This is a genomic window from Gordonia gummivorans (assembly GCF_022513585.1).
Classification (GTDB): Bacteria; Actinomycetota; Actinomycetes; order Mycobacteriales; family Mycobacteriaceae; genus Gordonia.
Genome location: NZ_JAKWBF010000016.1, coordinates 65706 through 91534, shown reverse-complemented (window position 1 = coordinate 91534; position 25829 = coordinate 65706). Strand labels below are relative to the sequence as shown.

Annotated in this window: 29 protein-coding genes and 1 riboswitch; of the genes, 17 read left to right on the top strand and 12 right to left on the bottom strand. The window is 66.6% G+C overall.

The window, feature by feature from the left end:
* Nucleotides 1-17 precede the first annotated feature (17 nt).
* A complete protein-coding gene (locus tag MKW15_RS13500; protein ID WP_240858917.1) occupies nucleotides 18-392 on the top strand; it encodes a nitroreductase family deazaflavin-dependent oxidoreductase in 375 nt (124 codons plus the stop codon).
* 5 nt (nucleotides 393-397) lie between these two features.
* Nucleotides 398-1228, top strand: a complete 831-nt coding sequence (locus MKW15_RS13495) for a dienelactone hydrolase family protein (protein WP_240858910.1) — start codon at nucleotides 398-400, stop codon at nucleotides 1226-1228.
* Nucleotides 1229-1237: 9 nt separating this feature from the next.
* On the opposite strand, the gene purE is transcribed toward MKW15_RS13495, so the two are convergent.
* Both purE and MKW15_RS13485 read right to left on the bottom strand, forming a co-directional pair.
* Nucleotides 1238-1759, bottom strand: coding sequence for a 5-(carboxyamino)imidazole ribonucleotide mutase (purE, locus tag MKW15_RS13490; protein WP_240858908.1), 522 nt, complete (start codon nucleotides 1757-1759; stop codon nucleotides 1238-1240).
* Nucleotides 1743-3032, bottom strand: coding sequence for a 5-(carboxyamino)imidazole ribonucleotide synthase (locus tag MKW15_RS13485; protein ID WP_374247111.1), 1290 nt, complete (start codon nucleotides 3030-3032; stop codon nucleotides 1743-1745). Before MKW15_RS13485 ends, purE begins: the two co-directional genes overlap by 17 nt.
* A 78-nt stretch (nucleotides 3033-3110) precedes the next feature.
* On the opposite strand from MKW15_RS13485, the gene MKW15_RS13480 reads away from it, so the two are divergent.
* Entirely contained in the window at nucleotides 3111-3671 is a 561-nt protein-coding gene (locus tag MKW15_RS13480; RefSeq protein WP_240858906.1) for a GtrA family protein, read from the top strand.
* On the opposite strand, the gene MKW15_RS13475 is transcribed toward MKW15_RS13480, so the two are convergent.
* Genes MKW15_RS13475 through MKW15_RS13465 form a run of 3 tightly spaced genes read right to left on the bottom strand, consistent with a single transcriptional unit; the run spans nucleotide 3643 to nucleotide 6227 of the window.
* Nucleotides 3643-4989: a sensor histidine kinase gene (locus MKW15_RS13475; RefSeq protein WP_240858904.1), complete on the bottom strand. Its 1347-nt coding sequence runs from the start codon at nucleotides 4987-4989 to the stop codon at nucleotides 3643-3645. The two genes, MKW15_RS13480 and MKW15_RS13475, sit on opposite strands and share 29 nt — an antisense overlap.
* A 21-nt stretch (nucleotides 4990-5010) precedes the next feature.
* Complete coding sequence (locus MKW15_RS13470; protein WP_240858902.1) at nucleotides 5011-5685, bottom strand: response regulator transcription factor; 675 nt, start codon at nucleotides 5683-5685, stop codon at nucleotides 5011-5013.
* Nucleotides 5682-6227: a PH domain-containing protein gene (locus MKW15_RS13465; RefSeq protein WP_240858900.1), complete on the bottom strand. Its 546-nt coding sequence runs from the start codon at nucleotides 6225-6227 to the stop codon at nucleotides 5682-5684. The genes MKW15_RS13470 and MKW15_RS13465 overlap by 4 nt, the downstream gene beginning before the upstream one ends.
* 112 nt (nucleotides 6228-6339) lie before the next feature.
* Here MKW15_RS13465 and MKW15_RS13460 point away from each other — a divergent pair, with 112 nt between their 5' ends.
* Nucleotides 6340-6930 carry a DUF6069 family protein gene (locus MKW15_RS13460; protein ID WP_240858899.1) on the top strand — a complete coding sequence of 197 codons (591 nt, stop codon included), beginning with the start codon at nucleotides 6340-6342 and terminating at the stop codon, nucleotides 6928-6930.
* 8 nt (nucleotides 6931-6938) lie between these two features.
* Here the strand turns inward: MKW15_RS13460 and MKW15_RS13455 are convergent, their stop codons facing one another.
* Nucleotides 6939-7739, bottom strand: coding sequence for a biotin--[acetyl-CoA-carboxylase] ligase (locus MKW15_RS13455; RefSeq protein ID WP_240858896.1), 801 nt, complete (start codon nucleotides 7737-7739; stop codon nucleotides 6939-6941).
* A gap of 119 nt (nucleotides 7740-7858) precedes the next feature.
* Here MKW15_RS13455 and MKW15_RS13450 point away from each other — a divergent pair, with 119 nt between their 5' ends.
* From MKW15_RS13450 to MKW15_RS13440, 3 genes are read left to right on the top strand one after another with little or no spacing between them, the layout of a single operon-like run.
* Nucleotides 7859-9487, top strand: a complete 1629-nt coding sequence (locus tag MKW15_RS13450; protein ID WP_240858894.1) for an acyl-CoA carboxylase subunit beta — start codon at nucleotides 7859-7861, stop codon at nucleotides 9485-9487.
* Nucleotides 9484-9726, top strand: coding sequence for an acyl-CoA carboxylase subunit epsilon (locus MKW15_RS13445; RefSeq protein ID WP_240858892.1), 243 nt, complete (start codon nucleotides 9484-9486; stop codon nucleotides 9724-9726). Before MKW15_RS13450 ends, MKW15_RS13445 begins: the two co-directional genes overlap by 4 nt.
* 14 nt (nucleotides 9727-9740) lie before the next feature.
* The gene (locus MKW15_RS13440; RefSeq protein ID WP_240858890.1) at nucleotides 9741-10403 is read left to right on the top strand and encodes a Maf family protein; all 663 of its coding nucleotides are present in this window, start codon (nucleotides 9741-9743) and stop codon (nucleotides 10401-10403) included.
* A 124-nt stretch (nucleotides 10404-10527) separates the two neighbouring features.
* On the opposite strand, the gene MKW15_RS13435 is transcribed toward MKW15_RS13440, so the two are convergent.
* Nucleotides 10528-11244 carry a neutral zinc metallopeptidase gene (locus tag MKW15_RS13435; RefSeq protein WP_240858888.1) on the bottom strand — a complete coding sequence of 239 codons (717 nt, stop codon included), beginning with the start codon at nucleotides 11242-11244 and terminating at the stop codon, nucleotides 10528-10530.
* Between MKW15_RS13435 and MKW15_RS13430 the strand changes: the two genes are divergently transcribed.
* Nucleotides 11243-11536, top strand: a complete 294-nt coding sequence (locus MKW15_RS13430) for a hypothetical protein (protein ID WP_240858885.1) — start codon at nucleotides 11243-11245, stop codon at nucleotides 11534-11536. The two genes, MKW15_RS13435 and MKW15_RS13430, sit on opposite strands and share 2 nt — an antisense overlap.
* A 36-nt stretch (nucleotides 11537-11572) precedes the next feature.
* Here the strand turns inward: MKW15_RS13430 and MKW15_RS13425 are convergent, their stop codons facing one another.
* On the bottom strand, nucleotides 11573-12556 hold the full coding sequence (locus tag MKW15_RS13425) for a neutral zinc metallopeptidase (protein ID WP_240858883.1): 984 nt from the start codon (nucleotides 12554-12556) through the stop codon (nucleotides 11573-11575).
* A gap of 87 nt (nucleotides 12557-12643) precedes the next feature.
* On the opposite strand from MKW15_RS13425, the gene MKW15_RS13420 reads away from it, so the two are divergent.
* The 5 genes from MKW15_RS13420 to MKW15_RS13400 all read left to right on the top strand — a co-directional run bounded on the left by MKW15_RS13420 (nucleotide 12644) and on the right by MKW15_RS13400 (nucleotide 17942).
* Complete coding sequence (locus MKW15_RS13420) at nucleotides 12644-13543, top strand: sulfurtransferase (RefSeq protein ID WP_240858881.1); 900 nt, start codon at nucleotides 12644-12646, stop codon at nucleotides 13541-13543.
* Nucleotides 13540-13992, top strand: a complete 453-nt coding sequence (locus tag MKW15_RS13415; RefSeq protein ID WP_240858880.1) for a SufE family protein — start codon at nucleotides 13540-13542, stop codon at nucleotides 13990-13992. The genes MKW15_RS13420 and MKW15_RS13415 overlap by 4 nt, the downstream gene beginning before the upstream one ends.
* Nucleotides 13989-15584, top strand: coding sequence for a condensation domain-containing protein (locus tag MKW15_RS13410; RefSeq protein WP_240858878.1), 1596 nt, complete (start codon nucleotides 13989-13991; stop codon nucleotides 15582-15584). Before MKW15_RS13415 ends, MKW15_RS13410 begins: the two co-directional genes overlap by 4 nt.
* Before the next feature lie 199 nt (nucleotides 15585-15783).
* Entirely contained in the window at nucleotides 15784-17592 is a 1809-nt protein-coding gene (locus MKW15_RS13405) for an acetyl/propionyl/methylcrotonyl-CoA carboxylase subunit alpha (protein ID WP_240858875.1), read from the top strand.
* 5 nt (nucleotides 17593-17597) lie between these two features.
* The gene (locus MKW15_RS13400) at nucleotides 17598-17942 is read left to right on the top strand and encodes a hypothetical protein (RefSeq protein WP_240858982.1); all 345 of its coding nucleotides are present in this window, start codon (nucleotides 17598-17600) and stop codon (nucleotides 17940-17942) included.
* 232 nt (nucleotides 17943-18174) lie between these two features.
* Here MKW15_RS13400 and MKW15_RS13395 read toward each other — a convergent pair whose 3' ends face one another.
* The gene (locus MKW15_RS13395) at nucleotides 18175-18924 is read right to left on the bottom strand and encodes a hypothetical protein (protein ID WP_240858874.1); all 750 of its coding nucleotides are present in this window, start codon (nucleotides 18922-18924) and stop codon (nucleotides 18175-18177) included.
* 121 nt (nucleotides 18925-19045) lie between these two features.
* Nucleotides 19046-20464 (bottom strand): MFS transporter, encoded by a 1419-nt coding sequence (locus tag MKW15_RS13390; RefSeq protein WP_240858872.1) that lies wholly within the window; start codon nucleotides 20462-20464, stop codon nucleotides 19046-19048.
* Nucleotides 20465-20540: 76 nt separating this feature from the next.
* Between MKW15_RS13390 and MKW15_RS13385 the strand changes: the two genes are divergently transcribed.
* Nucleotides 20541-21245, top strand: a complete 705-nt coding sequence (locus MKW15_RS13385) for a TetR/AcrR family transcriptional regulator (protein WP_240858980.1) — start codon at nucleotides 20541-20543, stop codon at nucleotides 21243-21245.
* Here the strand turns inward: MKW15_RS13385 and MKW15_RS13380 are convergent.
* Entirely contained in the window at nucleotides 21167-21739 is a 573-nt protein-coding gene (locus tag MKW15_RS13380) for a nucleotidyltransferase family protein (RefSeq protein WP_374247125.1), read from the bottom strand. The genes MKW15_RS13385 and MKW15_RS13380 overlap by 79 nt on opposite strands.
* A 231-nt stretch (nucleotides 21740-21970) precedes the next feature.
* Here MKW15_RS13380 and MKW15_RS13375 point away from each other — a divergent pair, with 231 nt between their 5' ends.
* From MKW15_RS13375 to uraH, 3 genes are read left to right on the top strand one after another with little or no spacing between them, the layout of a single operon-like run.
* Nucleotides 21971-23974, top strand: a complete 2004-nt coding sequence (locus MKW15_RS13375) for a solute carrier family 23 protein (RefSeq protein WP_240858870.1) — start codon at nucleotides 21971-21973, stop codon at nucleotides 23972-23974.
* A gap of 9 nt (nucleotides 23975-23983) precedes the next feature.
* A complete protein-coding gene (uraD, locus tag MKW15_RS13370; protein ID WP_240858868.1) occupies nucleotides 23984-24514 on the top strand; it encodes a 2-oxo-4-hydroxy-4-carboxy-5-ureidoimidazoline decarboxylase in 531 nt (176 codons plus the stop codon).
* Nucleotides 24514-24840 carry a hydroxyisourate hydrolase gene (uraH, locus tag MKW15_RS13365; RefSeq protein ID WP_240858861.1) on the top strand — a complete coding sequence of 109 codons (327 nt, stop codon included), beginning with the start codon at nucleotides 24514-24516 and terminating at the stop codon, nucleotides 24838-24840. The genes uraD and uraH overlap by 1 nt, the downstream gene beginning before the upstream one ends.
* Before the next feature lie 319 nt (nucleotides 24841-25159).
* Here the strand turns inward: uraH and MKW15_RS13360 are convergent, their stop codons facing one another.
* Nucleotides 25160-25366: a cold-shock protein gene (locus tag MKW15_RS13360; protein WP_240858851.1), complete on the bottom strand. Its 207-nt coding sequence runs from the start codon at nucleotides 25364-25366 to the stop codon at nucleotides 25160-25162.
* Between the two features lie 202 nt (nucleotides 25367-25568).
* Nucleotides 25569-25742: riboswitch (cobalamin riboswitch) on the top strand.
* Nucleotides 25743-25829: the final 87 nt, after the last annotated feature.

The window sequence follows — 25829 nt, the reverse complement described above, 5'->3', positions numbered from 1 at the left end:
CGGGCAGAGTGGAGGCCATGCAGATTCCTGCGGTCGTGGGCCGGATCAACAAGAAGATCACCAATCCCATTCAGCGCCAATGGGCGCCAAAGCTCGCCCCGTACGCGATGGTCGAACATGTCGGCCGCAAGTCGGGCAAGAAGTACTCCATACCGGTTCTGGCGTGGGTCGACGGCGACCGACTGTCCATCGTCCTCACCTACGGACGCCACACCGACTGGGTGCGCAATGTGCAAGCTGCCGGCTCGTTCGGCCTGATCCGCAAATCCCGGCATTACACCGTGACCGGTCCGCGAGTTGTCCCGTCCGACTCCCCCGACATCGTCAAAGGCGCCAAAATTCCGGGCCGACTGTTCGATTCGGTGCTCATCGGCACCCTGCACGGCGCGTGACGCCGATGAGCCGGACACACACCGACGATCCGCTCGACGATTTCACCTCCGAGGACGTCACCTACGACGGCGCAACTCGCCGTGTCTACCGCAAGGGCACCGGGCCTGCGGTGATCGTCATCGCGGAGATGCCCGGGATCAGTCCCAAGGTGGCCGATTTCGCGCGGCGGGTTGCCGATCTCGGTGCGACCGCCGTGATGCCGTCGCTGTTCGGGGTCGACGGACGCGATCCCCGACCGTCGAGTCTCGGCCGGGTCGGCGCCGTCACCAACATGCTGGGCACCATTGGGCGCGCCTGCATCTCACGCGAGTTCACCGTCCTCGCGACCGGCAAGACGTCGCCGGTGGCGTCCTGGCTGCGCGCGCTGGCCGCCGAGGAACACGCACGCTGCGGCGGACCCGGCGTCGGGGCGGTCGGCATGTGCTTCACCGGTGGATTCGCCCTCGCGATGGCGACCGACGAGCGCATGCTGGCACCCGTCCTGTCACAGCCGTCATTGCCCTTCGCCGCGCTTCCCGGCCGCAGGTCCACGATCGACATCAGCGACGCCGACCTGGAGAAAGTGCAGGTGCGATGCGCCAAGGGGCTTCAGGTGATGGGACTCCGATTCGAAGGTGACGTCCTGGCACCCGGCTCACGCTTCCGGTTCTTGGAGGAGAAGCTCGGCGACGCCTTCATCGGGATCGAACTGCCGGACTCCACCGCGAACCCCGATTCGGAGTTCCCGAAGCCGCACTCGGTTCTCACAGAGGATCTGATCGACGCACCAGGTGAGCCGACTTACGAAGCGCTCCAACAGGTTCTGGAGTTCTTCCACAGCAAGCTCGAACTGTAGCCACGCAACCTACTCCCCCAACAACTCCTGCTGAAGCGCGGAGTCCTTGTCGAGCACCATCCGTTCGAGGCCCTGCTGGAAGGCAACCATGCGTCCGCGCAGTTCCGCGTCGCCCGACGCCAGGATGCGCACCGCCAGCAGTCCGGCGTTGCGCGCGCCGCCGATCGACACGGTCGCCACCGGCACCCCGGCCGGCATCTGCACGATCGACAGCAGCGAGTCCATCCCGTCGAGGTAGCGCAGCGGAACCGGGACACCGATGACCGGCAGCGGTGTCGCCGAGGCCACCATGCCCGGAAGATGCGCTGCGCCACCGGCACCGGCGATGATGACCTCGATGCCGTTCTCGGCGGCGCCGGCCGCGTAGTCGAGCATGCGCTGCGGGGTGCGGTGCGCCGACACCACGCCCACCTGGAACGGCACGTCGAACTCGGCGAGCGCCTCCGCGGCGGCCTTCATCGTCGGCCAATCCGAGTCGCTGCCCATGATCAAGCCAACGCGTGGCGCCAAACCCTCACTCACCGTGCACATCCCATCCGTCGGTCCACTGGCCGTGCGACATCCAATGCGCCGCACGTTCGGCACGTTCACGTACATCGGCGAGTGAATCATCCACCCGGCCAACGATATTGACATGTCCGATCTTACGATCCGGTCGTTCGCCCTTACCGTACAGGTGGACCTTCGCGTCGGGCATCCGTGCCATCAGGTGATGCAGCCGCTCGTCCATCGACATATCCGGCGCATCGGGCGCACCCAGCACGTTGGCCATCACCGTGATCGGCGCGCGGGGCGAGGTGTCACCCAGCGGATAGTCGAGAACGGCGCGCAAATGCTGTTCGAACTGCGACGTGATGGCGCCGTCCATCGTCCAGTGCCCACTGTTGTGCGGGCGCATGGCCAACTCGTTGACCACCAGCTCACCGTCGGTCGTCTCGAAGAGCTCCATCGCCATCACACCGACCACACCGAGTTCCGCGGCAAGCCGCAGTGCCATCTGCTGGGCCTGGGCTGCGACGTCGGCGTCGAGGCCCGGGGCGGGTGCCAGCACAACGGCGCACTGCCCGTGGCGCTGCACGGTCTCGACCACCGGCCAAGCACCACCCTGGCCGAACGGCGAACGCGCGATCATCGCCGACAACTCCCGCCGCATGTCGACCTTGCTCTCCACCATGAGCGCCGGTAGATCGGTCGGACGGGTGTCGAAGACCTCGAGCGCGGCGTCGCGGTTGTCAACGAGCCATACCCCTCGTCCGTCGTAGCCACCGCGCACCGTCTTGATGACCACCTGCCATCCGTGTGCGTCACCGAACTCGACCAGCCGGGTGCGGGCTCCGTCACGGTCACCGGCGAGGTCGGCGTAGTCCGGGACCGGCAACCCCAATTCCGACAACCGCTCACGCATGGCCAGTTTGTCCTGCGCGAAGTGCAGCGCCTTCGACGGCGGACGCACTGCCACACCTTCCGCTTCGAGGTGCTGCAGGTGTGCCAGCGGTACACCTTCGTGGTCGAAGGTGAGTGCCACCGCCCCGTCGGCGGCCCGGCGCAGGTCGTCGAGGTCGTCATGCGAGCCGAGGACCACGTTTGCGCTGACCTGCGCGGCCGGATCCGACGACGTGGTGGCCAGCACCCGCAAGCATTGGCCGAGGGCTATCGCGGCCTGATGGGTCATCCGGGCGAGCTGACCGCCGCCGATCATCGTCACGGTCGGTAGTCCCACGCTGTCGGTTCCGCCCGTCCTCGCCTGGGTGCGGTCGGCCGGTTGGGGCCGTGGCACCTGCTCGCTTGGGTTCACGCGACCCATCGTGGCATGCCGGACATGTCCGGCGCATGACCGACCGGTCGAGATCGCCGACGCTTTTGTTTCGTACACTCGGATCTTGTGCCATTCATCGACGAGCTCGTCGCTCGACTCCCCGGGCCGGTTCGTCGCCTCGCGATGCGCCACCACGAGCTCATCAAGTTCGCCCTCGTCGGTGGCACGACGTTCGTCTTCGACCTGGCGATCTTCTATCTGCTGACCTTCACGGTGCTCGAGACGAAACCGGTGATCGCCCGTGTCATCTCCGGCACCCTGGCAACCATCCTGAGCTACATCCTCAATCGCGAGTGGGCCTTCAAGAACCGCGGTGGACGGGAACGCCACCACGAGGCGCTGCTGTTCTTCGCGATCAGCGGTATCGGTGTGATCTTGGCCGCGGCACCGCTGTTCTTGGCCAACAACGTCTTCGACGTCCGGGACAACCTGAGCGCCATCGAGTTGGCGGTCGTCGACTTCATCCTCGGCTTCATCATCGGCAACATCCTGCAGATGGCGTTCCGGTTCTGGGCGCTGCGCAAGTTCGCCTTCCCCGAGGAGAAGCTGCGCGGCGGTGACGCCGGGTCCACCGACCTGCACGCCAGTCTCGCCGAACTCAACGATGAGGAACTCGGTCACGCCTGATGCCGGTCAGCGGCGGGGTCGGACCCGGCGGGTCGTCACCATCGGTGCCCGACGGGACGACAATCGCGAATTCCGGCGGTCGACGCACCGTCAGTTCCAGTCGACCACCGTCGGCCTCGACCAGCGCCCGGGCCAGCGACAGGCCGACGCCGTTGCCGCCGACCCCGTCGGCGCGCCCGGCGGAGTAACCCCGCCGGAAGATGTGCTCGGCGGCCGAGTCGGGCACCCCCTCACCGTCGTCGGCGACGGTGATCCTGAGCATGTTCGCCCTCGGCAGTTCACCGACGGTGATTCGACACTCACCCCGGCCGTGCTGTAGCGAGTTGTCGACCAGGACACTGACCGCTTCGCGCAGCCGTCCAGGGCGGGCGCTCAACGCCTGCGCCGTGCCGTGGAAGGTCACCGACAGTTCGCGGTGCGCTGCGTCGAACGCGCTGCGGAAATCGCCGACGAGGGTGGTGAGCATGTCACGGACGTCGGTGACATGCGGCGCGCCACGGTCGTCGCGGGCCGCCGCGACCATCTCGTCGAGTTCGGAAGACAGACGCTCGACCTGCGACAAGGCCGCCTCTGCCTCGTTCACCACGGCAGGGTCGGAGTGCATCGACAGTTCGTCGAGGCGCAGCTGGATGGCGGTCAGGCGGCTGCGCAGCTGATGCGAGACGTCGCCGACGATCTCGCCTTCGCGTTCGAGCCGCAGGGCGATCTCCGCGTTCGCGTCGCCGAGTGCGCGCGAGACCCGATCCAGTTCCGCGATGCCGTACATCTTCCAGTCGCTGCGGAAGTCACCACGGGCCATGGCGCCGGCGCGTGCGGCCAGGTCGGTCAGCGGGTCGGCGATCCGACCGGCCGTCACTGCCGCGACCACGGTGCCCGCCACGATCGAACCGGCCACCACGATCGCCACGATCCCCACCGCCGCGAGCTGGTCGTCGCGGACCTGATCGAGGGGGATCTCCAGGGCGAGTGTTCCGGCATCACCCAGCCCGATCGAATCCGCCATGGTCTTGCCGTCGATCTGACTGCCGGTCGTGGTCGTGCGTTCGATCCCGGTGGCGTCGGGATAGCGCAGTGTGAGCCGTCCGTCCGGCGGCAGCAGCACCGCGACGTCTTCGCCGGTCAGGACATCCGGCGGGACCCGACCGTCGGGCCCCTCCGCCCGGATGAGCTGATCGGAGATCACCTTGAGTCGGGCGTCGAGGCTTTGATGGGCGTTGTCGGCGACCCACCACCACGCGACGACGCTCAGCGGAATCCCGAGCAGCGCACCGACCGCCAGCAGCATGGCGAGCATCGTGTTGAGTATTCGGCGGCGCATGAGGAGTTTCTCGACGGCGGATCAGGGATCGAAGCGGAAGCCGACGCCGCGCACGGTCACGATGTGACGCGGACCCTCACGACGGTCGTCGCCGATCTTTCGGCGCAGCCATGAGATGTGCATGTCCAGGGTCTTCGACGAACGGAGATCCGCCGACCCCCACACCTCGGTCAGAATCTCGTCGCGGCTGACGACCTCGCCCGATCGTTCCATGAGGAATCGGAGGAGGTCGAACTCGCGGTTGGCCAGGACGAGATCTCGTCCGGCCACCAACACCCGACGGCCACGGGCATCCAGACGGATGTCACCGCCTTCCAGGACCACGTCGCCCGCCGGGCGCCTGCGCAGCAGCGCGCGCACCCGGGCCAGGAGTTCGGCCAGGCGGAACGGTTTGCCGACATAGTCGTCCGCGCCGGCATCGAGTCCGACCACGAAATCGACCTCGTCGGTCCGCGCGGTCAGCATCATGACCGCGAGCGCAGGCCGTTGCGCGCGAACACGACGACACACCTCCAGGCCGTCGACCTCTGGCAGCCCGAGGTCGAGGATAAGCAACTCGAACCGGTTGTCGAGGGCCTGCTCGAGGGCGGCGGTACCCGTCGTCACCACTTCGCAGCCGTAACCCTCGCGTGCGAGAGCGCGCGCGAGCGGTTCGGCGATCGCGGCGTCGTCCTCGGCGAGCAGGACGTCGGTCACCGGTCCACTGTCCCGGTGTCGGCCCGCGCGCCGCCGTCTTCGTCGTCCTGCATGTCCAGCACCTCGTGATACAGCAGCGCGTGGACCTTCTCGACCTGCGGGATGTCGTCGAAGGACAGCGGGTCGTCGGACGCCGACTCGATGACGAGCGTGCCGGTGCGCAGCATCCGGTCGATGAGGCCGTGCCGGAACTCCACGGTGTTGATCCGCCGGATCGGGATGTCGATTCCCGAGCGGGTGATGATGCCGTTACGGAAGATGACGCGACGATCCGTGAGCACGAAGTGCGTCGACTTCCACGACACCAGGGGACGCACGAAGTACCAGCCGAAGCCGGCCAGCCACAGCACGCCGAGGATGATCAACAGCACCATGGTGGGTGTCGAGCCCAGGTCGTTTCCGGTCACCACGCCGGCAAGTACCCCGACCACGACGGTGACCAGGATGAAGATCAGGAAGGGCCCCAGCAGGCACTTCCAATGAGGGTGACGATGCAGGACGATGCGCTCGCCGGGCGCCAGGTTCTCCCGCGGATAGGCCATGGCGATCAGCTTAGTGGGTGGATTCGCAGGCCGGGGCCACCAATCGCCGCCCTGAGTACAATGCGTCAGAGACCGCCACCGAACAGGGCATATCGTGCCCGGTGAGGAACACATGAGCTTTTCCGACCCGCGAGATCCCCGCGATCCGGGCACCGCCCGTTACGAGCCCGACTACCGTCCGGAATCGCGCGCATACAGCAGCGATCCGAATGCGCAGTACGCCCAGGGCAACTATGCACAGGGCGGGTATCCGCCGCCGCAGCCGCGTCCCAAGCGCGGCCCGAATGTGAACGTCGGGATGTTCGTCGGCGGCGTCGTGATGTCCGGCGTCGTGACCGGACTCGCGGCCTGGCTGGCCGCGTTCATCATCCGCGCGATCGTCGATCAGGTGAACGAATCCGGCAAGTACGGCATCTGGAATCCCGTCGCCCGAGACGAGTACTGGTTCGCGGTCGTCGGCTTCCTGTGTGCCCTGGCCGCCGGTGCGCTCTGGTACGTGCTGCAGATCAGCACACCGTCGCCGGACCAGTTCTACACCTGGATCGTCGGATTGCTCGTCGCCGCTGCGGTCATCATCCCGCTGGTGCTGTCGGCCCAGGTCTCGGTGAAGATCGGCACAGCGGTGATGCACCTGATCATCGGACTGCCGCTGCTGACGTTGATACCGGCGATGGGACGCAAGACCACAAACCAGCCGAGATAGGGCGGGTCTCAGTCGACGCTGCGCAGATGCGTGACGTCGCCGGCGGCGGCCACGGTCCGCCGACCGTCCGCGTCCTCGACCACGATGCGGCCGTCGGAGTCGATGTCCACGGCGGTGCCGACAATCGTCTCGTCGCCGGGCAGGGCCAATTGCACACGACGCCCCAGGGTGTCGCACCGCCCGCGATAATTCTCGGTGACGGCTGCGATGTCCTCCGGCCACCCCTGCCCCGACAGCGCGCGCAGATACTCCACGGCCACCGCGGCCGCGTCGACCGGTTGGCCGGTGGCGATAGCCAGACTCGTCGCCGTGGGCACCGGCAACTGCTCGGCGGTCATGTTGGTGTTGATGCCGATGCCCACGACCACGATTCCGAGGTCACCGACGCTGGTGACCTCGGCAAGAATGCCAGCGACCTTGTTGCCGTCGATCAGCACGTCGTTGGGCCATTTGAGGACCGGGCGCAGGCTCGTCACCGATTCGATCGCCGACGCCGCCGCGACACCGGTCGCCAACGACAACCACCCCAGACGATCGGGTTTGTCCCCGGCAGGCAGCACGGCCGAGATCGCGACCTGGGTTCCCGCAGGCGCCTCCCACACGCGCGTGTGGCGGCCGCGGCCGGCGGTCTGATCGGTCGTGATGCGGACCGTCCCGACGATCTCCGGCTCGTGAGCACGAGCCATCAGGTCCGCGTTGGTGGACCCGGTGGCCTCGACCACCTCGATGCGCTGCCAGCGCGTGTCGGCGATCCTCGGACGCAATTCGTCGATGGCGTCGCGCAGATTCTGGGTGACCGGTTCGTCCATGTCGATGAGCCTACGGGGCGCGGTCGCCATCCCACCGACCGATCGCTCGGAAACCTGAGGGATATCTCACGTCGATCCGGTTGACGTAGCTCACACTCGGGTCGTTAGCATCGACAGTCATGACCACAGCTTCACGCGACGGCGACGCGGCTCCCGACATCCACACCACTGCGGGAAAGCTCGCTGATCTGCGTAACCGCATCGACGAGGCCAAGCATCCGGTCGGCGAAGCAGCCGTCGAGAAGACGCACGAAAAAGGCAAGCTGACCGCCCGCGAGCGGATCACCCATCTGCTCGACGAGGGCTCGTTCGTCGAACTCGACGCCCTCGCCCGGCATCGCAGCACCAATTTCGGGCTCGCCGATCGCCGTCCGCTCGGCGACGGTGTGGTGTCCGGTTACGGCACGATCGATGGTCGCGAGGTGTGCGTCTTCAGTCAGGATTCCACCGTGTTCGGCGGAAGCCTCGGCGAGGTGTACGGCGAGAAGATCGTCAAGGTCATGGATCTCGCGGTCAAGACCGGCCGCCCGCTGATCGGCATCAACGACGGTGCGGGCGCCCGCATCCAGGAGGGTGTGGTCTCCCTCGGTCTCTACGGCGAGATCTTCCACCGCAACGTCCGCGCGTCCGGCGTCATCCCGCAGATCTCGCTGATCCTCGGCGCTGCCGCCGGCGGACACGTCTACTCCCCGGCGCTCACCGACTTCGTGGTCATGGTCGACAAGACCAGCCAGATGTTCATCACCGGCCCCGACGTCATCAAGACCGTGACCGGCGAAGAAGTGACCATGGAAGAACTCGGCGGCGCCCAGACGCACATGGCCAAGTCGGGTACCGCCAGCTACGTCGCCTCCGACGAGGAGGACGCCCTCGAATACGTCAAGGAACTGCTCGGCTACCTGCCCAGCAACAACCGGGCCGACGCACCGCGTCTGCCGGTGACGCAGCCGGCCGCAGGGTCGATCGAGGACACCCTCAACGACGAGGACCTCGAGCTCGACACCCTGATCCCGGACTCCCCGAACCAGCCGTACGACATGCACGAGGTCATCCGGCGCATCCTCGACGACGACGAGTTCCTCGAGGTCCAAGAGGGTTACGCGACCAACATCATCGTCGGCTTCGGCCGGGTCGACGGTCGCAGCGTCGGCATCGTGGCCAACCAGCCGACCCAGTTCGCCGGCTGCCTCGACATCAACGCCTCCGAGAAGGCCGCACGGTTCGTTCGAACCTGCGACGCCTTCAACATCCCCATCGTGACGCTGGTCGACGTGCCCGGGTTCCTGCCCGGCACCGACCAGGAATACAACGGCATCATCCGCCGCGGCGCCAAGCTGCTGTACGCCTACGGCGAGGCCACCGTCGGCAAGATCACCATCATCACCCGCAAGGCCTATGGCGGCGCGTACGACGTCATGGGCTCCAAGCACATGGGGGCCGACGTCAACCTCGCGTGGCCGACCGCCCAGATCGCGGTCATGGGCGCGTCGGGAGCGGTCGGGTTCGTCTACCGCGGCCAGCTCAAGGAGGCTGCGGCCAACGGCGACGACGTCGACGCACTGCGCCTGCAGCTACAGCAGGAGTACGAGGACACACTGGTCAACCCGTACGTGGCGGCCGAACGGGGCTACGTCGACGCGGTGATCCCGCCGAGCCACACCCGTGGCCAGGTGGCGACCGCCCTCAAGCTGCTCGAGCGCAAGATGGTCACCATGCCGCCGAAGAAGCACGGAAACATCCCGCTATGACCGAGAACGCAACCGACGACACGACGTCGCAAGCGCCCGCCCGCCCCTTCCTGCGGGTGGTGCGCGGCAACCCGTCGGACGAGGAGCTCGCGGTGCTGACCGCTCTCATCGCCGGTGCTGCTGCCGGCGGGGGGTCGGCCCAGACCTCCACCGAGCCGCGCAACGAATGGGGCAGTGCGATCGATCGGCTGCGCCCGCAGTGGGGCGCACCGACGAGCTTCACCAACATGCGCTACTGAGCGCTCCCGGTTCCGTGATAGCTGCAGACAAACCGGTCTTCGTGCTGGCCTCCGCCTCCCCTGCACGCCTGCGTGTGTTGCAGGCCGCGGGCATCGATCCCGTCGTCCGGGTCTCCGACGTCGACGAGGATGCGGTCATCGCCGCGCTGCCCGACTCCACCGACCCGGCCGAGGTGGTGCTCGCGCTCGCGCGGGCGAAGGCCGAAGCGGTGGCCGCAACGCCGGAGATCGCGGCACTCGCGGATCATCGGGCACCGGTCGTGCTGATCGGATGCGACTCGATGCTCCACCTCGGTGATCAGCTCCTCGGCAAGCCGCACACCGCCGAGCGAGCGCTGACCCAGTGGCAGACCATGCGCGGCCGGCACGCCGACCTGCTCACCGGACACCACCTGATCCGCCTCGACGGCGCGAACCGTGCCGAGGCAGGCGACACCTCGTCGACAACGGTGCATTTCGCCGACGCCGCCGACGAGGTGATCGAGCGCTACGTGTCCACCGGCGAGCCCCTCAAGGTCGCCGGCGCCTTCACCCTCGACGGGCTCGGCGGCTGGTTGGTGGAGAAGATCGACGGTGATCCGTCGTCGGTGATCGGTATCGGACTGCCTCTCGTACGGATGCTTGTCGAACGAGTCGGCCTGCGCATCGACGACTTCTGGCGCCCTCTCGCCGGCTGAGGCGCGAGCCCTTCGAGGCCTCGGCTTGTGCCTCGGGCACCTCAGGGAGCGGATGGTGACCCACCCGCCGGCTGAGGTGCGAGCCTGCGAGCCTCGAAGCCCCTGGCGAGATGACACTGCCAAATCAGGAGAACTTCTCCGGCCAGTACTTCGACAGGCAGTCGACGGGTTGGCCCTGCCGATTCAGTTGCGGCCCAGTGAGTCCGATGGTCAGCGCGGTGGCGCGCTCACGAATGGTGCCGTGTCCTTGGTTGGGGCCCGGGTCACCGATGATCGGCAGCAGAGTCGCGACCTGAAGAATATCCTTGGGCGACAACTGATCACGCTGGAACACCGTGGCTGCCCAGTTGCCGGCGAGGCAGTCTGCGATCAGCTCGGAGTTGTTGCCTTGCGGCTGTTGACTTTCCGGGATGTCGAGGACCTCGGAGATCCGGTAGACGATGTTGTGGCCGTATTCGTGCGCGACCACGATCGCAGCGGTGAAGTCGCCGACCACCGGGGACGGCACCCCGAAGACGTTGCCCTGCCAGATCGCCTGGAAGGTCTGCACCGGCAACACGATGGTGCCCTTCGTCGGCTGACCGGATCCGTTGGGCTGGGTGTCCACTGGGCAGAAGAACGCGTTGGCCAGATTCGACGGGATGTTCGCGTCGTTCTCGTCGTCGATGCACTCGGTCCGGAAGGTGGTGCCGGGCTCGATCAGTTCACGGCCGGGATCCGGACTCCCCCAACCCAGTTCGCCGAACCATCCGCCCCAGGTCTCGTCGAGGTCGTTGAACAGGCTGGTGAGGTAGGCCGGCACCGCGGTGTCGGCGTTGGAGTCGGTGACGCCACTCTCCATGACGTCCGACGACGGTGTCGGCAGCTTGGGACACGATGTCGCGCTGCAGGTGCCGGGACTACTCGGCGTCGACGTGGCGGTGCGCGGGCTCGACGTCTCGGCAGAGGATGAGGACGCCGCGCGACTCGACGAACCGGCATTCTTGTCACCGGAATCCAGGACCGAGCAACCGGCCACCGCGAGCATCGAGAAGACGACGGCAACACCGACCAACACCCGTGTCAAACGCGTACGTCCCGCACCGTTCATGGCCAAGAACCTATCAAGCGCGGCCGCACATCGGCAGCGTTGAACGAATGAACTCTGGTGGCGTGCCCCCGCTGCCGTTTCAGGCGCCGAAGACCTCGGGCCAGTACGTGGTGAGGCAATCGATGGGCTGGCCGGGCCGGCCGGGCAGACCGAACCCACGCTGGATCGCCAAACCCCGCTCCGCGCTGGTCCCGTGGCCTTGTCCCGGTTCCGGGTCCCCGACGACCTCGATCAACGACACCGCCTGCCGCAGATCGTCGGGTCGGAGCAATCGCTGCCGCAGCGCGGTCGCCGCCCAGTTGCCGGCAAAGCAGTCGGCGATCAGTTCGCTGTTGTCGCCCTGCGGATACCCACTTCGGGGGATGTTGCCCTGTTGCGCGATCCGGTACACCACGTTGTGGCCGTACTCGTGTGCGACCACGGTCGCGGCGGCGAACTCGCCCGCCCCCAATGGTGCGGGGACACCGACGATCTGGCCGTGCCAGAAGTTGACGAAGGTCTGCACCGGGAGCACAACCGAACCCTGCCGCGTCACCCCCGCACCGTTGGGCGCGGCATCCGCGGAGCAGAAGTAGGCATTCTTCTCGTCGGACGGCACCGGTTCGGCCTCACCGGTTTCCGAGTCGGTGCAACGAGTCATGAAAGTGGTGCCCGGCGCGATCAGGGCGCGGCCGGGCGAGGCATCGCCCCATTGCACCTGACTGAACCACTGACCCCACGACTCGTCGAGGTCATCGAGGGCGTCGGTGAGGAACTGCGTCACGTTGGTTCCGTTGGCATTCTCCGTCGTGACCACTCCGCGCATGAGATTGCCCGACGACTCGTCCAGGTCGGGGCATGCCGCCTTCGTGCATGCGCCGGGCACGACGCCACCGGACGGCGCCGAGGTGCTGGTCGACGTCGTCGTGGTGGTCGTGGAGGTGGTCGACGACGGGCTCGCACTCGTCGTCGACGACGAACCTTTGTCCGACCCTTGCGAACCACACGCCGCGAGCACCATCACGCCGACGGCGGCCAATGCGATCCCGACACGAAACACACGCCGCTCACCTGCACGAATCATGGAAACGAATCTAGCAATCGCGACACCCCCCGAGCGTGGATTGTCGGTGAGCCGAATGACTGGGCCACAAACCCCTAGACTCAGACCGTGAGTGTTGAAACCGACCCGAACCCGGCCTTCGCCGACTACGCCCATCCGGAACGTCTGGTCACCACCCAGTGGCTGTCCGCGCATCTCGGCGCCAAGGGCCTCAAGATCATCGAGTCCGACGAGGACGTGCTGCTCTACGACATCGGGCACATCCCGACGGCGCAGAAGATCGACTGGCACCTCCATCTCAACGATCCGGTGACGCGCGACTACATCAACGGCGAGCAGTTCGCAGAATTGATGCGCAGCAAGGGAATCGAACGCGACGACACGATCGTCATCTACGGCGACAAGAGCAACTGGTGGGCCGCCTACGCGCTGTGGGTGTTCACCCTGTTCGGCCACGAGGACGTCCGACTGCTCGACGGCGGACGTGACGCGTGGATGGCCGAGGACCGGGACACGTCCTTCGACGTGCCCGAGTATCCGCGATCGAACTATCCGGTGGTCGAGCGCGACGACGACACGATCCGCGCGTTCGCGCCAGAGGTCCTGTCCGCCATCGGCACCGAGCCGTTGGTCGATGTGCGCTCACCGCAGGAGTACACCGGCGAACGCACGCACATGCCCGACTATCCCGAAGAGGGCGCACTGCGTGGTGGCCACATCCCGACCGCGGTCTCGATCCCCTGGGCGAAGGCGGCAGCGCCCGACAGCCGATTCCGCCCGCGGGCCGAACTCGACGATGTCTACGAAGGCCTCGACCCCGACACCCCGACCATCGCATATTGCCGCATCGGCGAGCGTTCGAGCCACACCTGGTTCGTGCTCACTCACCTGCTCGGCTTCACCAAGGTGCGCAACTACGACGGTTCGTGGACCGAGTGGGGCAACGCGGTCCGGGTGCCCATCGCCGTCGGCACCGAGCCGGGTTCGCCGCCCGGTTCCGCGGCATGACCCTGCCGCCCGCCCTGGCCGAGATCGTCGACGATTTCGGGGCTCTCGGCGATTCGGACAAGGTCACGCTGTTGCTCGAGTTCGCCGGGGAACTGCCCGCGTTGCCCGATCACTTGCGCGAGGACGCGATGGAACCGGTACCCGAGTGCCAGTCGCCGGTGTTCCTGTCGGTCGACGCGACGCAGCCGTCCGCGGTGCGCCTCTACTTCAGCGCGCCTCGGGAGGCACCGACCACTCGCGGGTTCGCGTCGATCCTGCATCAGGGCCTCGACGGCGCATCGGCCGAGGAGATCCTCGAGGTGCCCGCCGACTTCTACTACGACCTCGGACTGGGGTCGGCGGTGAGCCCGCTGCGCCTGCGCGGCATGGCCGGGATGCTGGGGCGCATCAAGGGTCAGGTCCGCACCCAGACCTCCGCCGGGCCGAGTTCCAACCATCCCGGGGCATGAAGTTCGTCCAGATCCGCGACGAACCGCTCGAACCCGGTGGGCTCGTCGAATGGACGCCTTTCGTGCCGGGTGGGCTCGGCGCATGGAGCACCGATTCGCGGTTGACGTCGCACAATCACGAGGAGCACTTGCGCTCCGCCTTCGAGTACCGGGTGCGCACCCGCCGTGAGGGTGGCCGGGAGTCGTGGTTGGGTTTGTCGATCGAATTCGACGAACCGCTGTCGATCCCCGCGATCCGCTCGGTCCTGACGCAGTGGATCGATCGGCACGAGGTGCTGCGCAGTCACGTCGTGATCAAGGGCCGCGGGCTGCAGCGTCTGACCACCGCGCCGGGCACCGTCAAGCTCAAGATGGGCCGAATCGGCTGGTACAACGCGTCGGGTCCGCTGATGGAGCAGATCGCCGGGTCCTTCGATCGGGCCACTGCCCCGCTGCAGTGGCCGGCGTACATGTTCGCGACGGTCGGCCGGGAGCGGTCGTTCACCCTGCTTTTCGCCGCCGACCACTCGCTGGTCGACGGCTACTCGCTGATCATGGCTCAGCAGGAACTCGTGACGCTCTACCGCGCGGTCCGTGAGCGCCGGGCCGCGAACCTGCCCGAGGTGGGCAGCTACGTCGATTTCAGCGCACAGGAACGACGTCTTGCCGATCAGTCGGGCGCCGACCATCCCGCGGTGGCCACGTGGCAACGCTTCCTCGCGTCGGGCTCCGGCGACATGCCGCCCTTGCTGGCCGACACCTCTGCGTCCGATACCTCTGCGTCCGACACCTCTGCGTCCGACACCTCTGCGTCCGATACCTCTGCGTCCGACACCTCTGCGTCCGACACCTCTGGGTCCGATACCTCTGCGTCGACGCGAGTTGCCACCGTCGATCCCGATCCCGCCACCGACGACCCCCAGGAATCCCTGTGGGGCACGATCCTCGACGACGCGGGCGCCAACCGGTTCAACGCCGTCTGTTCGGAGGCCGGCGGCACCCTCACCGCTGGGGTTCTGGCCGCGTTCGCCGTCGTTCACCACCAACTGACCGGCGACAGCGAGTTCCGCTGCGTCCTTCCCCGGCACACACGCGACGACACGCAATGGCTCACTGCGCTCGGCTGGTTCGTCGCGGTGGCACCGTTCTGTATCGACATGTCGGATTCGCCGAGCTTCGACGAGTCCATCACCCGCGCCACGGCCGAGCTCAAGAACGGCAGGCGGGGCGCTACGTTGCCGTTCCTCCGCGTCGCCGAGCTGCTCGGCCACAAGGGGCATCCGCGGTTCGTGATCTCCTTCATCGACACCCGGTATGCGCCGGGTGCCGGCGTGGCCGACGCCGGAAGGGCCAAGGTGATCCGCAGCCACAGCTATGCACCCGACGAGGTGTACATCTGGATCAACCGCACGCCGTCCGGAATGCGGTATTCGGCACGCTTCCCCCGCGAGTCCGCGCAGCCCGCGACACCCGGAGTGAACAATTCCACTCCGCACTCCGAGGACGGCGATCGCATCGACCCCGACGTCGGTCCCGTGCACGCCTACCTGCACGCATTCACCGAACTCGTTCGATCGCTCGGTGACGCGAGCACCTTCGGTCCGACGATGTGACATAGGGCTCCACCGAACGATTGCTCGGTGGGCTAGGGTATTCCCCGGAACGTGCGACACATACACTCCCAGGTGTCGTACGTCACCCGCTGAGGTCACACCCCGACCGCGCGGGTGCACCCACAAGACTCGATGTCCGACATGCCTGTGCAGCGCCGCAAGTCGCAGCACCCAGCACGAGTAAGGCCCAGGAGAACAAGTGCCCAGTTCCACGACCCCGTCCGTCATCAGCAAGGTCCTGATCGCCAACCGTGGCGAGATCGCCGTGCGCGTGATCCGCGCCGCTCGTGACGCCGGACTCGCCAGTGTCGCCGTCTACGCCGAGCCCGACGCGGATGCACAGTTCGTGAAATTGGCCGACGAGGCCTTCGCGCTGGGCGGACAGACCTCGGCCGAGTCGTACCTGGTGTTCGACAAGATCCTGGATGCCGCCGCAAAGTCGGGCGCCGACGCAATCCACCCCGGCTACGGCTTCCTGTCGGAGAACTCCGACTTCGCGCAGGCCGTCATCGACGCCGGGCTGATCTGGATCGGACCGTCGCCGCAGTCCATCCGCGACCTCGGCGACAAGGTCACCGCCCGCCACATCGCCCTCAAGGCCGACGCGCCGATGGCGCCGGGCACCAAGGACCCGGTGAAGGATGCCGACGAGGTCGTCGCCTTCGCCGAAGAACACGGTGTTCCCGTGGCCATCAAGGCCGCATTCGGTGGTGGCGGACGCGGCATGAAGGTCGCCTACACCATCGAGGAGATCCCCCACCTGTTCGAGTCGGCGACCCGTGAGGCAATCGCCGCCTTCGGCCGCGGCGAGTGCTTCGTGGAGCGCTACCTCGACAAGGCGCGCCACGTCGAGGCACAGGTCATCGCCGATCAGCACGGCAATGTCATCGTCGCGGGCACCCGCGACTGCTCGCTGCAGCGCCGCTTCCAGAAGCTCGTCGAGGAGGCCCCCGCTCCGTTCCTGACCGATGAGCAGCGCGCCAAGATCCACTCCTCGGCCAAGGCCATCTGCCGTGAGGCCGGGTACTACGGTGCCGGCACCGTCGAGTTCCTCGTCGGCAGCGACGGCCTGGTGTCGTTCCTCGAGGTCAACACCCGCCTGCAGGTCGAACACCCGGTCACCGAGGAGACCGCGGGCATCGACCTGGTGCGCCAGCAGTTCCGCATCGCCAACGGCGAGAAGCTGGAGATCTCCGAGGACCCGACCCCGCGCGGACACTCCTTCGAGTTCCGCATCAACGGCGAGGACGCGGGCCGCAACTTCCTGCCCGCTCCCGGCCCGATCACCGTCTACAAGGAGCCGACCGGCCCGGGCGTGCGCGTCGACTCCGGCGTCGTCGCGGGCGACGTCATCGGCGGACAGTTCGACTCGATGCTGGCCAAGCTGATCGTCACCGGCGAGAACCGCGAGCAGGCGCTCGAACGGTCGCGTCGCGCGCTGGCCGAGTTCCAGGTCGAGGGTCTGGCCACAGTTCTGCCGTTCCACCGCCACATCGTCGAGAACCCGGCCTTCCACGGCCACGTCGACGAGAACGGCGTCGAGAAGTTCGATATCTACACCAAGTGGATCGAGACCGACTGGGACAACCCGATCGAGCCCTACACCGGTGCTGAGGCGATCGAGGACGACGACGAGGCCCCGCGCCAGAAGGTCGTCGTCGAGGTCGGCGGACGCCGCGTCGAGGTGTCGCTGCCCGGCGATCTCGCACTCGGCAACGGTGGCGGCGGCAACGGCGTGGTCCGCAAGAAGCCGAAGGCCCGCTCACGCAAGAAGGGTGGCGGCGCTGCCGCATCCGGTGACGCCGTGGCCGCCCCGATGCAGGGCACCGTGGTCAAGGTCGCCGTCGAGGAGGGCCAGCAGGTCGCCGCGGGCGAGCTCGTCGTCGTCCTCGAGGCCATGAAGATGGAGAACCCGGTCACCGCGCACAAGGACGGCGTTGTCACCGGACTCTCCGTCGAGGCCGGCGCCGCTGTCACCCAGGGCACCGTCCTCCTCGAGCTGAAGTAGTAACGCTGCAAGCAGTCGAGATCAACGCCGGGACCTGGTATCTGCGTGCGCTTCGTGCGGACGACCGGATATCCGATGTCCCGGCGTTGTCCGATCTCGGGGTAGACGACCCCGCCGGATACGTCTCGACCGCCGACCGCAATTGGGCAGGCGAAACCGAATTCGTCTGGGCCATCTGCATTCCGACCACCGGTGAGCTGATCGCCCTGATCGGTGTCACCCGCGACGGCGAGACGGGCCACCTGTGGGCGCGCGCCCGCTCCGGCTACGACGAGGCAGTCGAGGTCGCCACCGGCCCCGTCACCCGGTTTGCCGAGGGTGCGCTCGGGCTCACGGTCGAACCGGCCTGACGCTGATCGGAAAGAGCCGCCGACCACTGCTGGTTGAGTAGCGACGAGCGAGCGCAGCGAGCCCGCCGCGTATCGAAACCTCGGGAGACGGCAGTGTCAGCGACAACCGGGTTGCGGACACGGAATCTCGCCGGATTTCGATACGCCTCGCCCTGAGGGGCTCGGCTACTCCTTGGATTGAGCTTGTCGAAATCAATCAGCAGATGGGCTAAGCCAGCGGGAGCGAGACTCTTCACACCACCGACCGACCCGACCATCCAGGACTCGGAGCCATCGTCGGCCACGGTTGGTCGCCACGCGCAGGTCCGCGATTCAGTGACGCGTCCGGAACCGTTGCGGCACAGGCATGTTGGTCGGCGGTCGGGGTCGGGTAGACGGCGGCGAAGTCGTATCGGGTGGTGTACCAACCGCCGAACACTGCGGTCTCCGGAGTACGCAAGCGGCCGCTCGCAGCGGTAGGCGGTGTTGCACCCTCACGCCGGAAGTCGATCTCCACCGGGTGCGGATCGTCGACCTTCGACACCCACGCATCACCGTCGCGCACAGACCGATATCCATAGCGGCACAGCACAATACGAGTTCGATCGACACCGTCGATCCGACGCAGCGACGTGAAGAAGGCCGTGCCCACGGCGTGGCGTCCAGCCGACACACCCGACGGATACGCCAGGATCATCTGGTCGATGTTCGACGGCGAGGCCTGCACGAAGCCGCGGTAACCCCACTGCACAGATCCACCGGCGTTGGCGAGTTCGAAGGACTCGACGTACGCGCGGACAAACGTACCCTCGGGACTCGACATGTCGAGTGCCGGCCCGGCGATCCATCGGAAGGTGGTGTCGAACTCTGCCGGCACATGGGCATCGTGTGACGAGGTGACCGTGGCAGTCGGTGTGTCCGGACCGCGCGCACATCCGGCGACCAGCGCGATCCCGACCACGATGGCAGCGACCCATGCGCGATGTGTACGCGTCACGGCCATCACCTCACGGTTCGCGGCCCCCGGATTTCTGCCCCTTGGTGCACCCTAGGCACAAGTGCTCTCGCATCACGGCAACGGAGTGCACCGGAACGACCACGAGACGGCAACGAAACGGAAACGGTCAGGATCGTAGGGATGCCGCGACCTGGCCCGTCCCGGCGTAGTCACCCTCACGCTCGTGATGAAAGTCCTTCTGCCGAATCAACACCGCGGTGACCACCGCCGCCACTGCGGCCGTCACCGACGCGATGGCGAGGATCTGGTCGAGTCCCGCGACATATCCCTGTGCGGCTTCGGCGAGCACCTGTCCCCGCATCGGGCCGGGCACGCCCTGCATCACCTGCGCGACATCGCCACTCGCGAGCGCGTCACCGATCTCCCGAGACCTCGAGGCGAGCGGACCGTCGGCCAGGGCGTCACTGACCACGTCGGAGTAGCGCGCGGCCAGCAGACTGCCCAGTAGTGCGACGCCGGTGGCGATACCGATCTGGCGGAAGGTCGAGTTGATGCCCGACGCCATTCCCGCGCGGGCCTGTTCGACCACCCCGACAGCCGTCGACGCCAATGGCGGATTGATCAGGCCGGTGCCGATCCCGGCCACCACGAATCCGGGGATCAGCTGTGTCCAGTTACCGGTCGGATCGGTGCCGCGCAGCAGCCACAGGCCCACCGCAACCAGCACGAACCCGGGCGCGATCAGCCAGCGCACCGGCACCACGTCGGACAGTCGGCCCGCAACACCGGCCGCGAGGAACACCACACCCGAGAACGGCAGGAACCGGAGACCGGCCTCGAGAGCCGAATAGCCCATGATCGACTGCAGATAGATCACCAGGTAGGTCAGCACCGAGAACATCGACGCCGAGATGGCCCACGCCGCAACGAGTCCGCCGCTGAAGGTCGGTACCCGCAGTAGTGAAGCGTCGATCATCGGTTGGGACACAACACGTTCGACGATCACAAACGCGATCAGGAGCACTGCCGCAAGGCCAAGCGAGCCAGCGGCCGTCAACGATCCCCAGCCGTCAGCGTGACTCCGGATCAGTCCGAAGACCAGGAACGCCAACGCGGCACTGAACGTCACGCACCCCAACCAGTCGATGCGATGCGCACCCGGCGCCTTGGATTCATCGACTCCCCACAGCGTGATCGCGAGCGCGAAGATCCCCACCGGGATGTTCACGTAGAAGATCCAGTGCCAGGAGATCCCGCTGGTGAGCAGGCCGCCGAGCACCGGGCCGACTGCAACGGACACACCGGTCACCGCACCGAACACGCCGAAGGCGACACCCCGCTCCTTCGGCGCGAACGCCTGCGCCAACAGCGCCAGCGAGGTCGCGAACATGATCGCGCCGCCGACGCCCTGCAATGCCCGCGCGCCGACCAGGAATTCGATCGTCGGGGCAAGACCACAGAGCAGCGAGCCGATGGTGAACACCACGATGCCGGACGCGAACACCACCTTGCGACCGACGATGTCGGCGATGGTTCCCGAGGTCAGCAACAGTGCGGTCAGCGTCAGCGCGTAGGCGTCGATCACCGAAATCAATAGAGCGTGACATATTTTGAGTTCTCACTCAAGAACTTGACAGAGGTCAGCTAGTGTGGCCGGTGTGATGCGCCGAGGACGACCCCCGAAGACCGGCCGCGACGAGATCGTCGCCGCCGCCGTCGAAGTGCTGGCCGAACGCGGCATCGCCCGTCTCACCACACGCGAAATCGCCTCCCGCATGGGCATTTCCGAGGGCACCATCTTCTATCACTTCGGCGATCGGAAGGGGCTCATCAAGGCCGTCTTCGACGAGTCGCTGCGGCCCCTGCTGCAATTCAAGACGCTGCCGCCCGAACCACCGCAGAACCTCGACGACCTGCGCGCCGGCATCGCCTACTTCACCGAGACCGTCGGCAACTTCCTCGAATCCGGGCTCGACGTCCTCTTCGCCACCCAGGCCGACGCGGACCTCCGCACCGACATCCACGCAGTGATGGCGGAGAACGACTACGGCCCCCAGCACGGACTGGCCGCGATCACCGGCTTCATCGAAGACGCCCAGGCTGCCGGGTTCGCGAATCCCGAGGCCGATGCCGGTGCGCTCGCCTACCTGCTGCTGAGTTCGGTGTTCTTCCGGACCACCCAACCCCGACTTGTCGGACACGACCGCGGCAGAGTGGACGCCACAAGGACGCTCGACACCGTCATGCTGGTCTTGACACCGCAGAGCGCCGGCGACGACGCGTCGGCTCATTCGACGTCGACATCGGCCCCCGTCGCGAGATCCCCACATTCGACGTCCACGACATCCGCACGGTCGCGTAGGTAGGCCCTGGCTCCGACCTCGCCGCCGACCACGGCGAGCACGCCATCGATGTGATCGATCCCGATGTAGACCGGGTGCCCGGGGCGGCCGTCGAATACCGCTCGTGCCAACACTGAGCGGTGGCCTTCGGCTGCCGAGAGCACCCGGGCAACGACGTCCGCGCCCACATCCGGCGTGTCAACAACATGTAAAAGAACTCCGGCCAGTCCGGACTCATTGCGTGCGGCGCGAAGCACAGCAGCGACCGTCGACCCCATTCCATCCGACCAGTCGGGGACGACGATCGCCGATGCTCCCGCCGGCGCCGACACCACTGCGGCACCCATGGCGACCATCACCTCCGGGCACCCTCCGTCCCGCAGCGCGGAGACCGCGATTGTCAGCCATTCCCCTTGGTGAGCAAGTATTTTCGGCATTCCGTATCGAGTGCCGGCACCGGCGGCGAGCACCACACCCAGCACTTTTCCGGAGCGTCCGACAGGTCCGCCGACCTCCACGTCACTCTCGCCCACAGCCGCCTCCGATCACCGCTGATCGATGTCCGATCCGCACCTTTTACCCGGTCGCAATATACGATCCGCCACCCAGCGAGGTTCGCACACCGGGTCCACTATTTAGCTGCCGGTCGATGATCGCGATGTTCGCTCCTGCGTGCCCGGTGGCAGGGCGAACTCGCCTGCCACACCCCAGACGCCGCAACCCCCAAACGCACGACCCAGGAGAACATCATGGCGACGGATGCAATACCAGCAGCCACCCCCAAGACGCCGAAGAAGCGCATCCATCCCGTCGACCAGGTGCCGCCGTTCGGCAAGATGGTCGCCCTCGGCGCCCAGCACGTCGTCGCCTTCTATGCGGGCGCCGTCCTCGTCCCGCTGCTCATCGCGCGCGCCATCAATCTCGACGACGAAGCGCTGACCATGCTGATCACCGCCGACCTCTTCACCTGCGGCATCGCATCGCTGCTGCAGGCGGTCGGCTTCTGGAAGATCGGCGTCCGCCTACCCCTGCTGCAGGGCATCACCTTCGCGACTCTGGCTCCGGTCATCAAAATCGCCAACGACAACGCCGGCACCGGCGAGCACGCGGCTCGCGTCGGCCTGCAGACCGTCTACGGCGCCGTCATCGCGGCCGGTGTGTTCACCTTCCTGATCGCGCCGTTCTTTGCCAAACTGATCCGATTCCTGCCCGCGGTCGTGACCGGCACGCTGATCACCATCATCGGTATCTGCCTGTTGCCGATCGGCGCGGGCGACGCGGTGACCGACCCCGCGACGCACGACCACGACCCCGCCAATCCGCGCTGGATCATGTACGCACTGGGGACGATTCTGCTGATCGTGTTGATGCAGCGGTTCTTCCGCGGGTTCATGGCCACCATCGCCGTTCTGGTCGGCCTCGCGACCGGCACCTTCGTCGCGTGGCTGCTCGGTGACGCCAGTTTCAGCAGCGTCGGCGAAGCGAGTTGGTTGGGCTTCACCCCGCCGTTCGCCTTCGGCTGGCCACGCTTCGACATCGTCGCGATCGTGTCGCTCATCGTGGTGCTGCTCGTGGTCATCGTCGAATCGACGGGTTCGGTCTTCGCCACCGGCGAGATCGTCGGCAAGCGCATCAAGAAGGAAGACGTCGCGGCGACCGTTCGCGCCGACGGCCTGGCCACCGTGATCGGCGGATCGTTCAACTCGTTCCCCTACACCGCGTTCTCCGAGAACGTCGGACTGGTGCGTCTGACCGGCGTCAAGAGCCGCTGGGTCGTCGCCTGCGCCGGAGTCATCATGATCATCCTCGGTGTGCTGCCCAAGCTGGCCAAGGTCGTCGAGTCCATTCCCGCACCGGTTCTCGGCGGCGCGGCGCTGATCATGTTCGCGACGGTCGCGATCGTCGGCATCCAGACCCTGACAACCGTCGACTTCACCGACCACCGCAACCTGATCATCTCGGCGACGTCGCTGGCCATCGCCCTCTACGTCGAGCACTCGCAGTCCTCGCCCCCCACCACCGTGATGGCCAAGGACGGCACCCCGATCGAGGTGCCCGCACTGCCCGGCGTGGACCAGGCGATGCCCAACATCTTCCTACAGATACCCTTCTCCACCGGCATCACCATGGGCGCGATCAGCGCAATCCTGTTGAACCTCTTGTTCTTCCACATCGGACGCAAGGGCCCGGCGGTTGCCGGCGGCGGTGCGATCACCCTGGACGAGGTCAACGCGATGTCGATCGAGCAGTTCCGCGCGACCTTCGGTGGCGTGGTGCAGAACGTCGACTGGGTGCTCGACCGCGCCTTCGAACAGCGGCCGTTCGAGGATGTCCACGATCTGCGCAGCGCGTTCCAGGAAGCGATGCTCACCGGCAGCGACGACCAGCACATGCAGCTCATCCAGGCCTTCCCCGACCTCGGCGCCGAGGACGAGGACACCGGCGAGCTCATCGCGGTCGACCACAAGGGTCTCTCGCACCTGGAGGAAACCGAACACGAGAACGTGGTGAACCTCGCGTCGGCCTACCGCGAGCACTTCGGGTTCCCGCTGGTGATCTGTGCCCGCGAGACCGAACGCTACGACCGCGTGCTGCGCAACGGCTGGGCACGCATGGACAACTCCGAGACGTCGGAGAAGTCCTTTGCGCTCATCGAGATCGCGAAGATCGCCAACTACCGCTTCGATGATCTCGTCGCCGACGCCAATCCGATCACCTCGGCCCGATTCAGCCGCCAGCCCGAACTCTCTTAGGGTAGGGGTATGCGACGGGTGGATTGGCGTGGGCTCGAGAGTTTCAACGAGCTCAGCGAACGGCAGGCGATCAGCACGCTCTACGAGTGCTGCAGCTCGTCGATCTGGGCCCTTCGGGTTGCCCGGGCACGTCCGTTCGCCGACGAGGAAGCACTGCTCGAGTACGCGGATCTGATTCTCGCCGAGCTGACCGACGCCGACCTCGACGAGGCGTTGTCGGGCCATCCCCGCATCGGGGACCGGCCCGACAACCCGTCGTCGCAGCGGGAGCAGAGCGGGGTATCGGGCGCCGACCCGGCCGTGCTGACCGAGCTGAAGGATCTGAACAAGGCCTACGACGACAAGTTCGGCCACGTCTACCTGGTCTTCGCCAACGGACGCCCGGCCGACGAACTACTCGCGATCCTCAAGGAACGCATCCGCAACGACGCCGACACCGAACGACGCGTGCTGCGCATGGAGCTCGCGAAGATCAACCGCAGCAGGCTGATTCGGATGCTGGCACCGGCCGGACAATTCGCCGACGAGAAGGCGGGCTGATGACCGGGTTGTCCACGCACGTCCTCGACGCGGTGTCCGGCTCTCCGGCGGTCGGGGTGGCGGTCGCCCTGCAGGACGCGAGCGGTACCGAGTTGGCCTCGGGCAGTACGGATTCCGACGGACGTATCGGTCAGGTCAACACCGATCCGCTGGTGCCGGGGATCTACCACCTCGTCTTCGACACCGGAGAATGGTTCGCCGACAACGACATCAACGGCTTCTATCCGGAGATCGACATCTGTTTCGAGGTCGACGATCCGGATCGGCACTACCATGTGCCGGTTCTACTCAGCCCGTACTCGTACTCGACGTATCGGGGTAGTTGATCTCCCGCTCGACCTTGAGGTGCCCCACTTCCGCTCCACCTTGAGGTGCCCCAACTTCCGCTCCCTGAGGTGCGAGGAGCGCAAGCCGCCGGGCTGAGGAGCCCCATTGCGAGGTACGAGCATGGAGCGTCTCGAAGTCGACGAGCCTCGAAGGGCCTGGTGAGATGACGTCGCCAGGCCTTCGAGGCTCCTCGCAAGGGCTCGTCGCACCTCAGGCAGCGGAGGAGGGTTCGCACCTGGCCTGCGGTAGGGGATAGAGACGCCACAACAACAGCGACGCCGCCCGGAAAATCCGGACGGCGTCGTTGTTAAGTCGGTGTCAGAGCTTGGTGACCGAGGTCGCCTGGGGACCCTTGGGACCCTGCTCCACCTCGAACTCGACGCGCTCTGCCTCGTCAAGGCTGCGGTATCCGCCGCCCTGGATGGCCGAGTAGTGAACGAAAACGTCACCATCGGTGCTGTTGTCCGGAGCGATGAAGCCGAAGCCCTTTTCGCTGTTGAACCACTTGACGGTTCCTTGAGCCATGATGCTGTTTACTTCTCTCTTTATGCAGACGCACCTCAACTGAGGCGCGCCGATCTATCCTGCCACACGATGGGCGTCCCCGCTTAATCGGCGTCCACACTCCCCTTTGGCCAGGACTGAGCTGGACGGTAGCCTGGCACACGCAACTGGTTCGCCGACCGGGTTGACTATGGAGCCCCTGCTCCCGCGTTCGGCGTCGAACCTGTCCCACACGGGACGGGTGAGAGGGAATCCGGTGAGAATCCGGAACTGTCCCGCAGCGGTATGTCGGAACGACCGCCGTCACAAGCACTGGACCACGGGTCTGGGAAGCGACGGCCAGTAGGACCGCGCAGCAGAGACCTTCTGCCGCGCCCGCCGACGAGTCCGAAGACCTGCCAGCGGTACCGGACGCGCCGCGTCCGGTGGCTCACCGCCTCGTGGAATGGGCGCTGGTCGAAGAAGACGAATCGTGCTGTGGCAG

Bases quoted from the DNA above. Each gene is read 5' to 3' on its own strand.
- MKW15_RS13500 (WP_240858917.1), top strand. From the start codon at position 18: ATGCAGATTCCTGCGGTCGTGGGCCGGATCAACAAGAAGATCACCAAT.
- MKW15_RS13495 (WP_240858910.1), top strand. From the start codon at position 398: ATGAGCCGGACACACACCGACGATCCGCTCGACGATTTCACCTCCGAG.
- purE (WP_240858908.1), bottom strand. From the start codon at position 1,759: ATGTGCACGGTGAGTGAGGGTTTGGCGCCACGCGTTGGCTTGATCATG.
- MKW15_RS13485 (WP_374247111.1), bottom strand. From the start codon at position 3,032: ATGGGTCGCGTGAACCCAAGCGAGCAGGTGCCACGGCCCCAACCGGCC.
- MKW15_RS13475 (WP_240858904.1), bottom strand. From the start codon at position 4,989: ATGCGCCGCCGAATACTCAACACGATGCTCGCCATGCTGCTGGCGGTC.
- MKW15_RS13465 (WP_240858900.1), bottom strand. From the start codon at position 6,227: ATGGCCTATCCGCGGGAGAACCTGGCGCCCGGCGAGCGCATCGTCCTG.
- MKW15_RS13460 (WP_240858899.1), top strand. From the start codon at position 6,340: ATGAGCTTTTCCGACCCGCGAGATCCCCGCGATCCGGGCACCGCCCGT.
- MKW15_RS13455 (WP_240858896.1), bottom strand. From the start codon at position 7,739: ATGGACGAACCGGTCACCCAGAATCTGCGCGACGCCATCGACGAATTG.
- MKW15_RS13450 (WP_240858894.1), top strand. From the start codon at position 7,859: ATGACCACAGCTTCACGCGACGGCGACGCGGCTCCCGACATCCACACC.
- MKW15_RS13445 (WP_240858892.1), top strand. From the start codon at position 9,484: ATGACCGAGAACGCAACCGACGACACGACGTCGCAAGCGCCCGCCCGC.
- MKW15_RS13430 (WP_240858885.1), top strand. From the start codon at position 11,243: ATGACGTCCGACGACGGTGTCGGCAGCTTGGGACACGATGTCGCGCTG.
- MKW15_RS13435 (WP_240858888.1), bottom strand. From the start codon at position 11,244: ATGGAGAGTGGCGTCACCGACTCCAACGCCGACACCGCGGTGCCGGCC.
- MKW15_RS13425 (WP_240858883.1), bottom strand. From the start codon at position 12,556: ATGATTCGTGCAGGTGAGCGGCGTGTGTTTCGTGTCGGGATCGCATTG.
- MKW15_RS13415 (WP_240858880.1), top strand. From the start codon at position 13,540: ATGACCCTGCCGCCCGCCCTGGCCGAGATCGTCGACGATTTCGGGGCT.
- MKW15_RS13410 (WP_240858878.1), top strand. From the start codon at position 13,989: ATGAAGTTCGTCCAGATCCGCGACGAACCGCTCGAACCCGGTGGGCTC.
- MKW15_RS13395 (WP_240858874.1), bottom strand. From the start codon at position 18,924: ATGGCCGTGACGCGTACACATCGCGCATGGGTCGCTGCCATCGTGGTC.
- MKW15_RS13385 (WP_240858980.1), top strand. From the start codon at position 20,541: ATGCGCCGAGGACGACCCCCGAAGACCGGCCGCGACGAGATCGTCGCC.
- MKW15_RS13375 (WP_240858870.1), top strand. From the start codon at position 21,971: ATGGCGACGGATGCAATACCAGCAGCCACCCCCAAGACGCCGAAGAAG.
- uraD (WP_240858868.1), top strand. From the start codon at position 23,984: ATGCGACGGGTGGATTGGCGTGGGCTCGAGAGTTTCAACGAGCTCAGC.
- uraH (WP_240858861.1), top strand. From the start codon at position 24,514: ATGACCGGGTTGTCCACGCACGTCCTCGACGCGGTGTCCGGCTCTCCG.
- MKW15_RS13360 (WP_240858851.1), bottom strand. From the start codon at position 25,366: ATGGCTCAAGGAACCGTCAAGTGGTTCAACAGCGAAAAGGGCTTCGGC.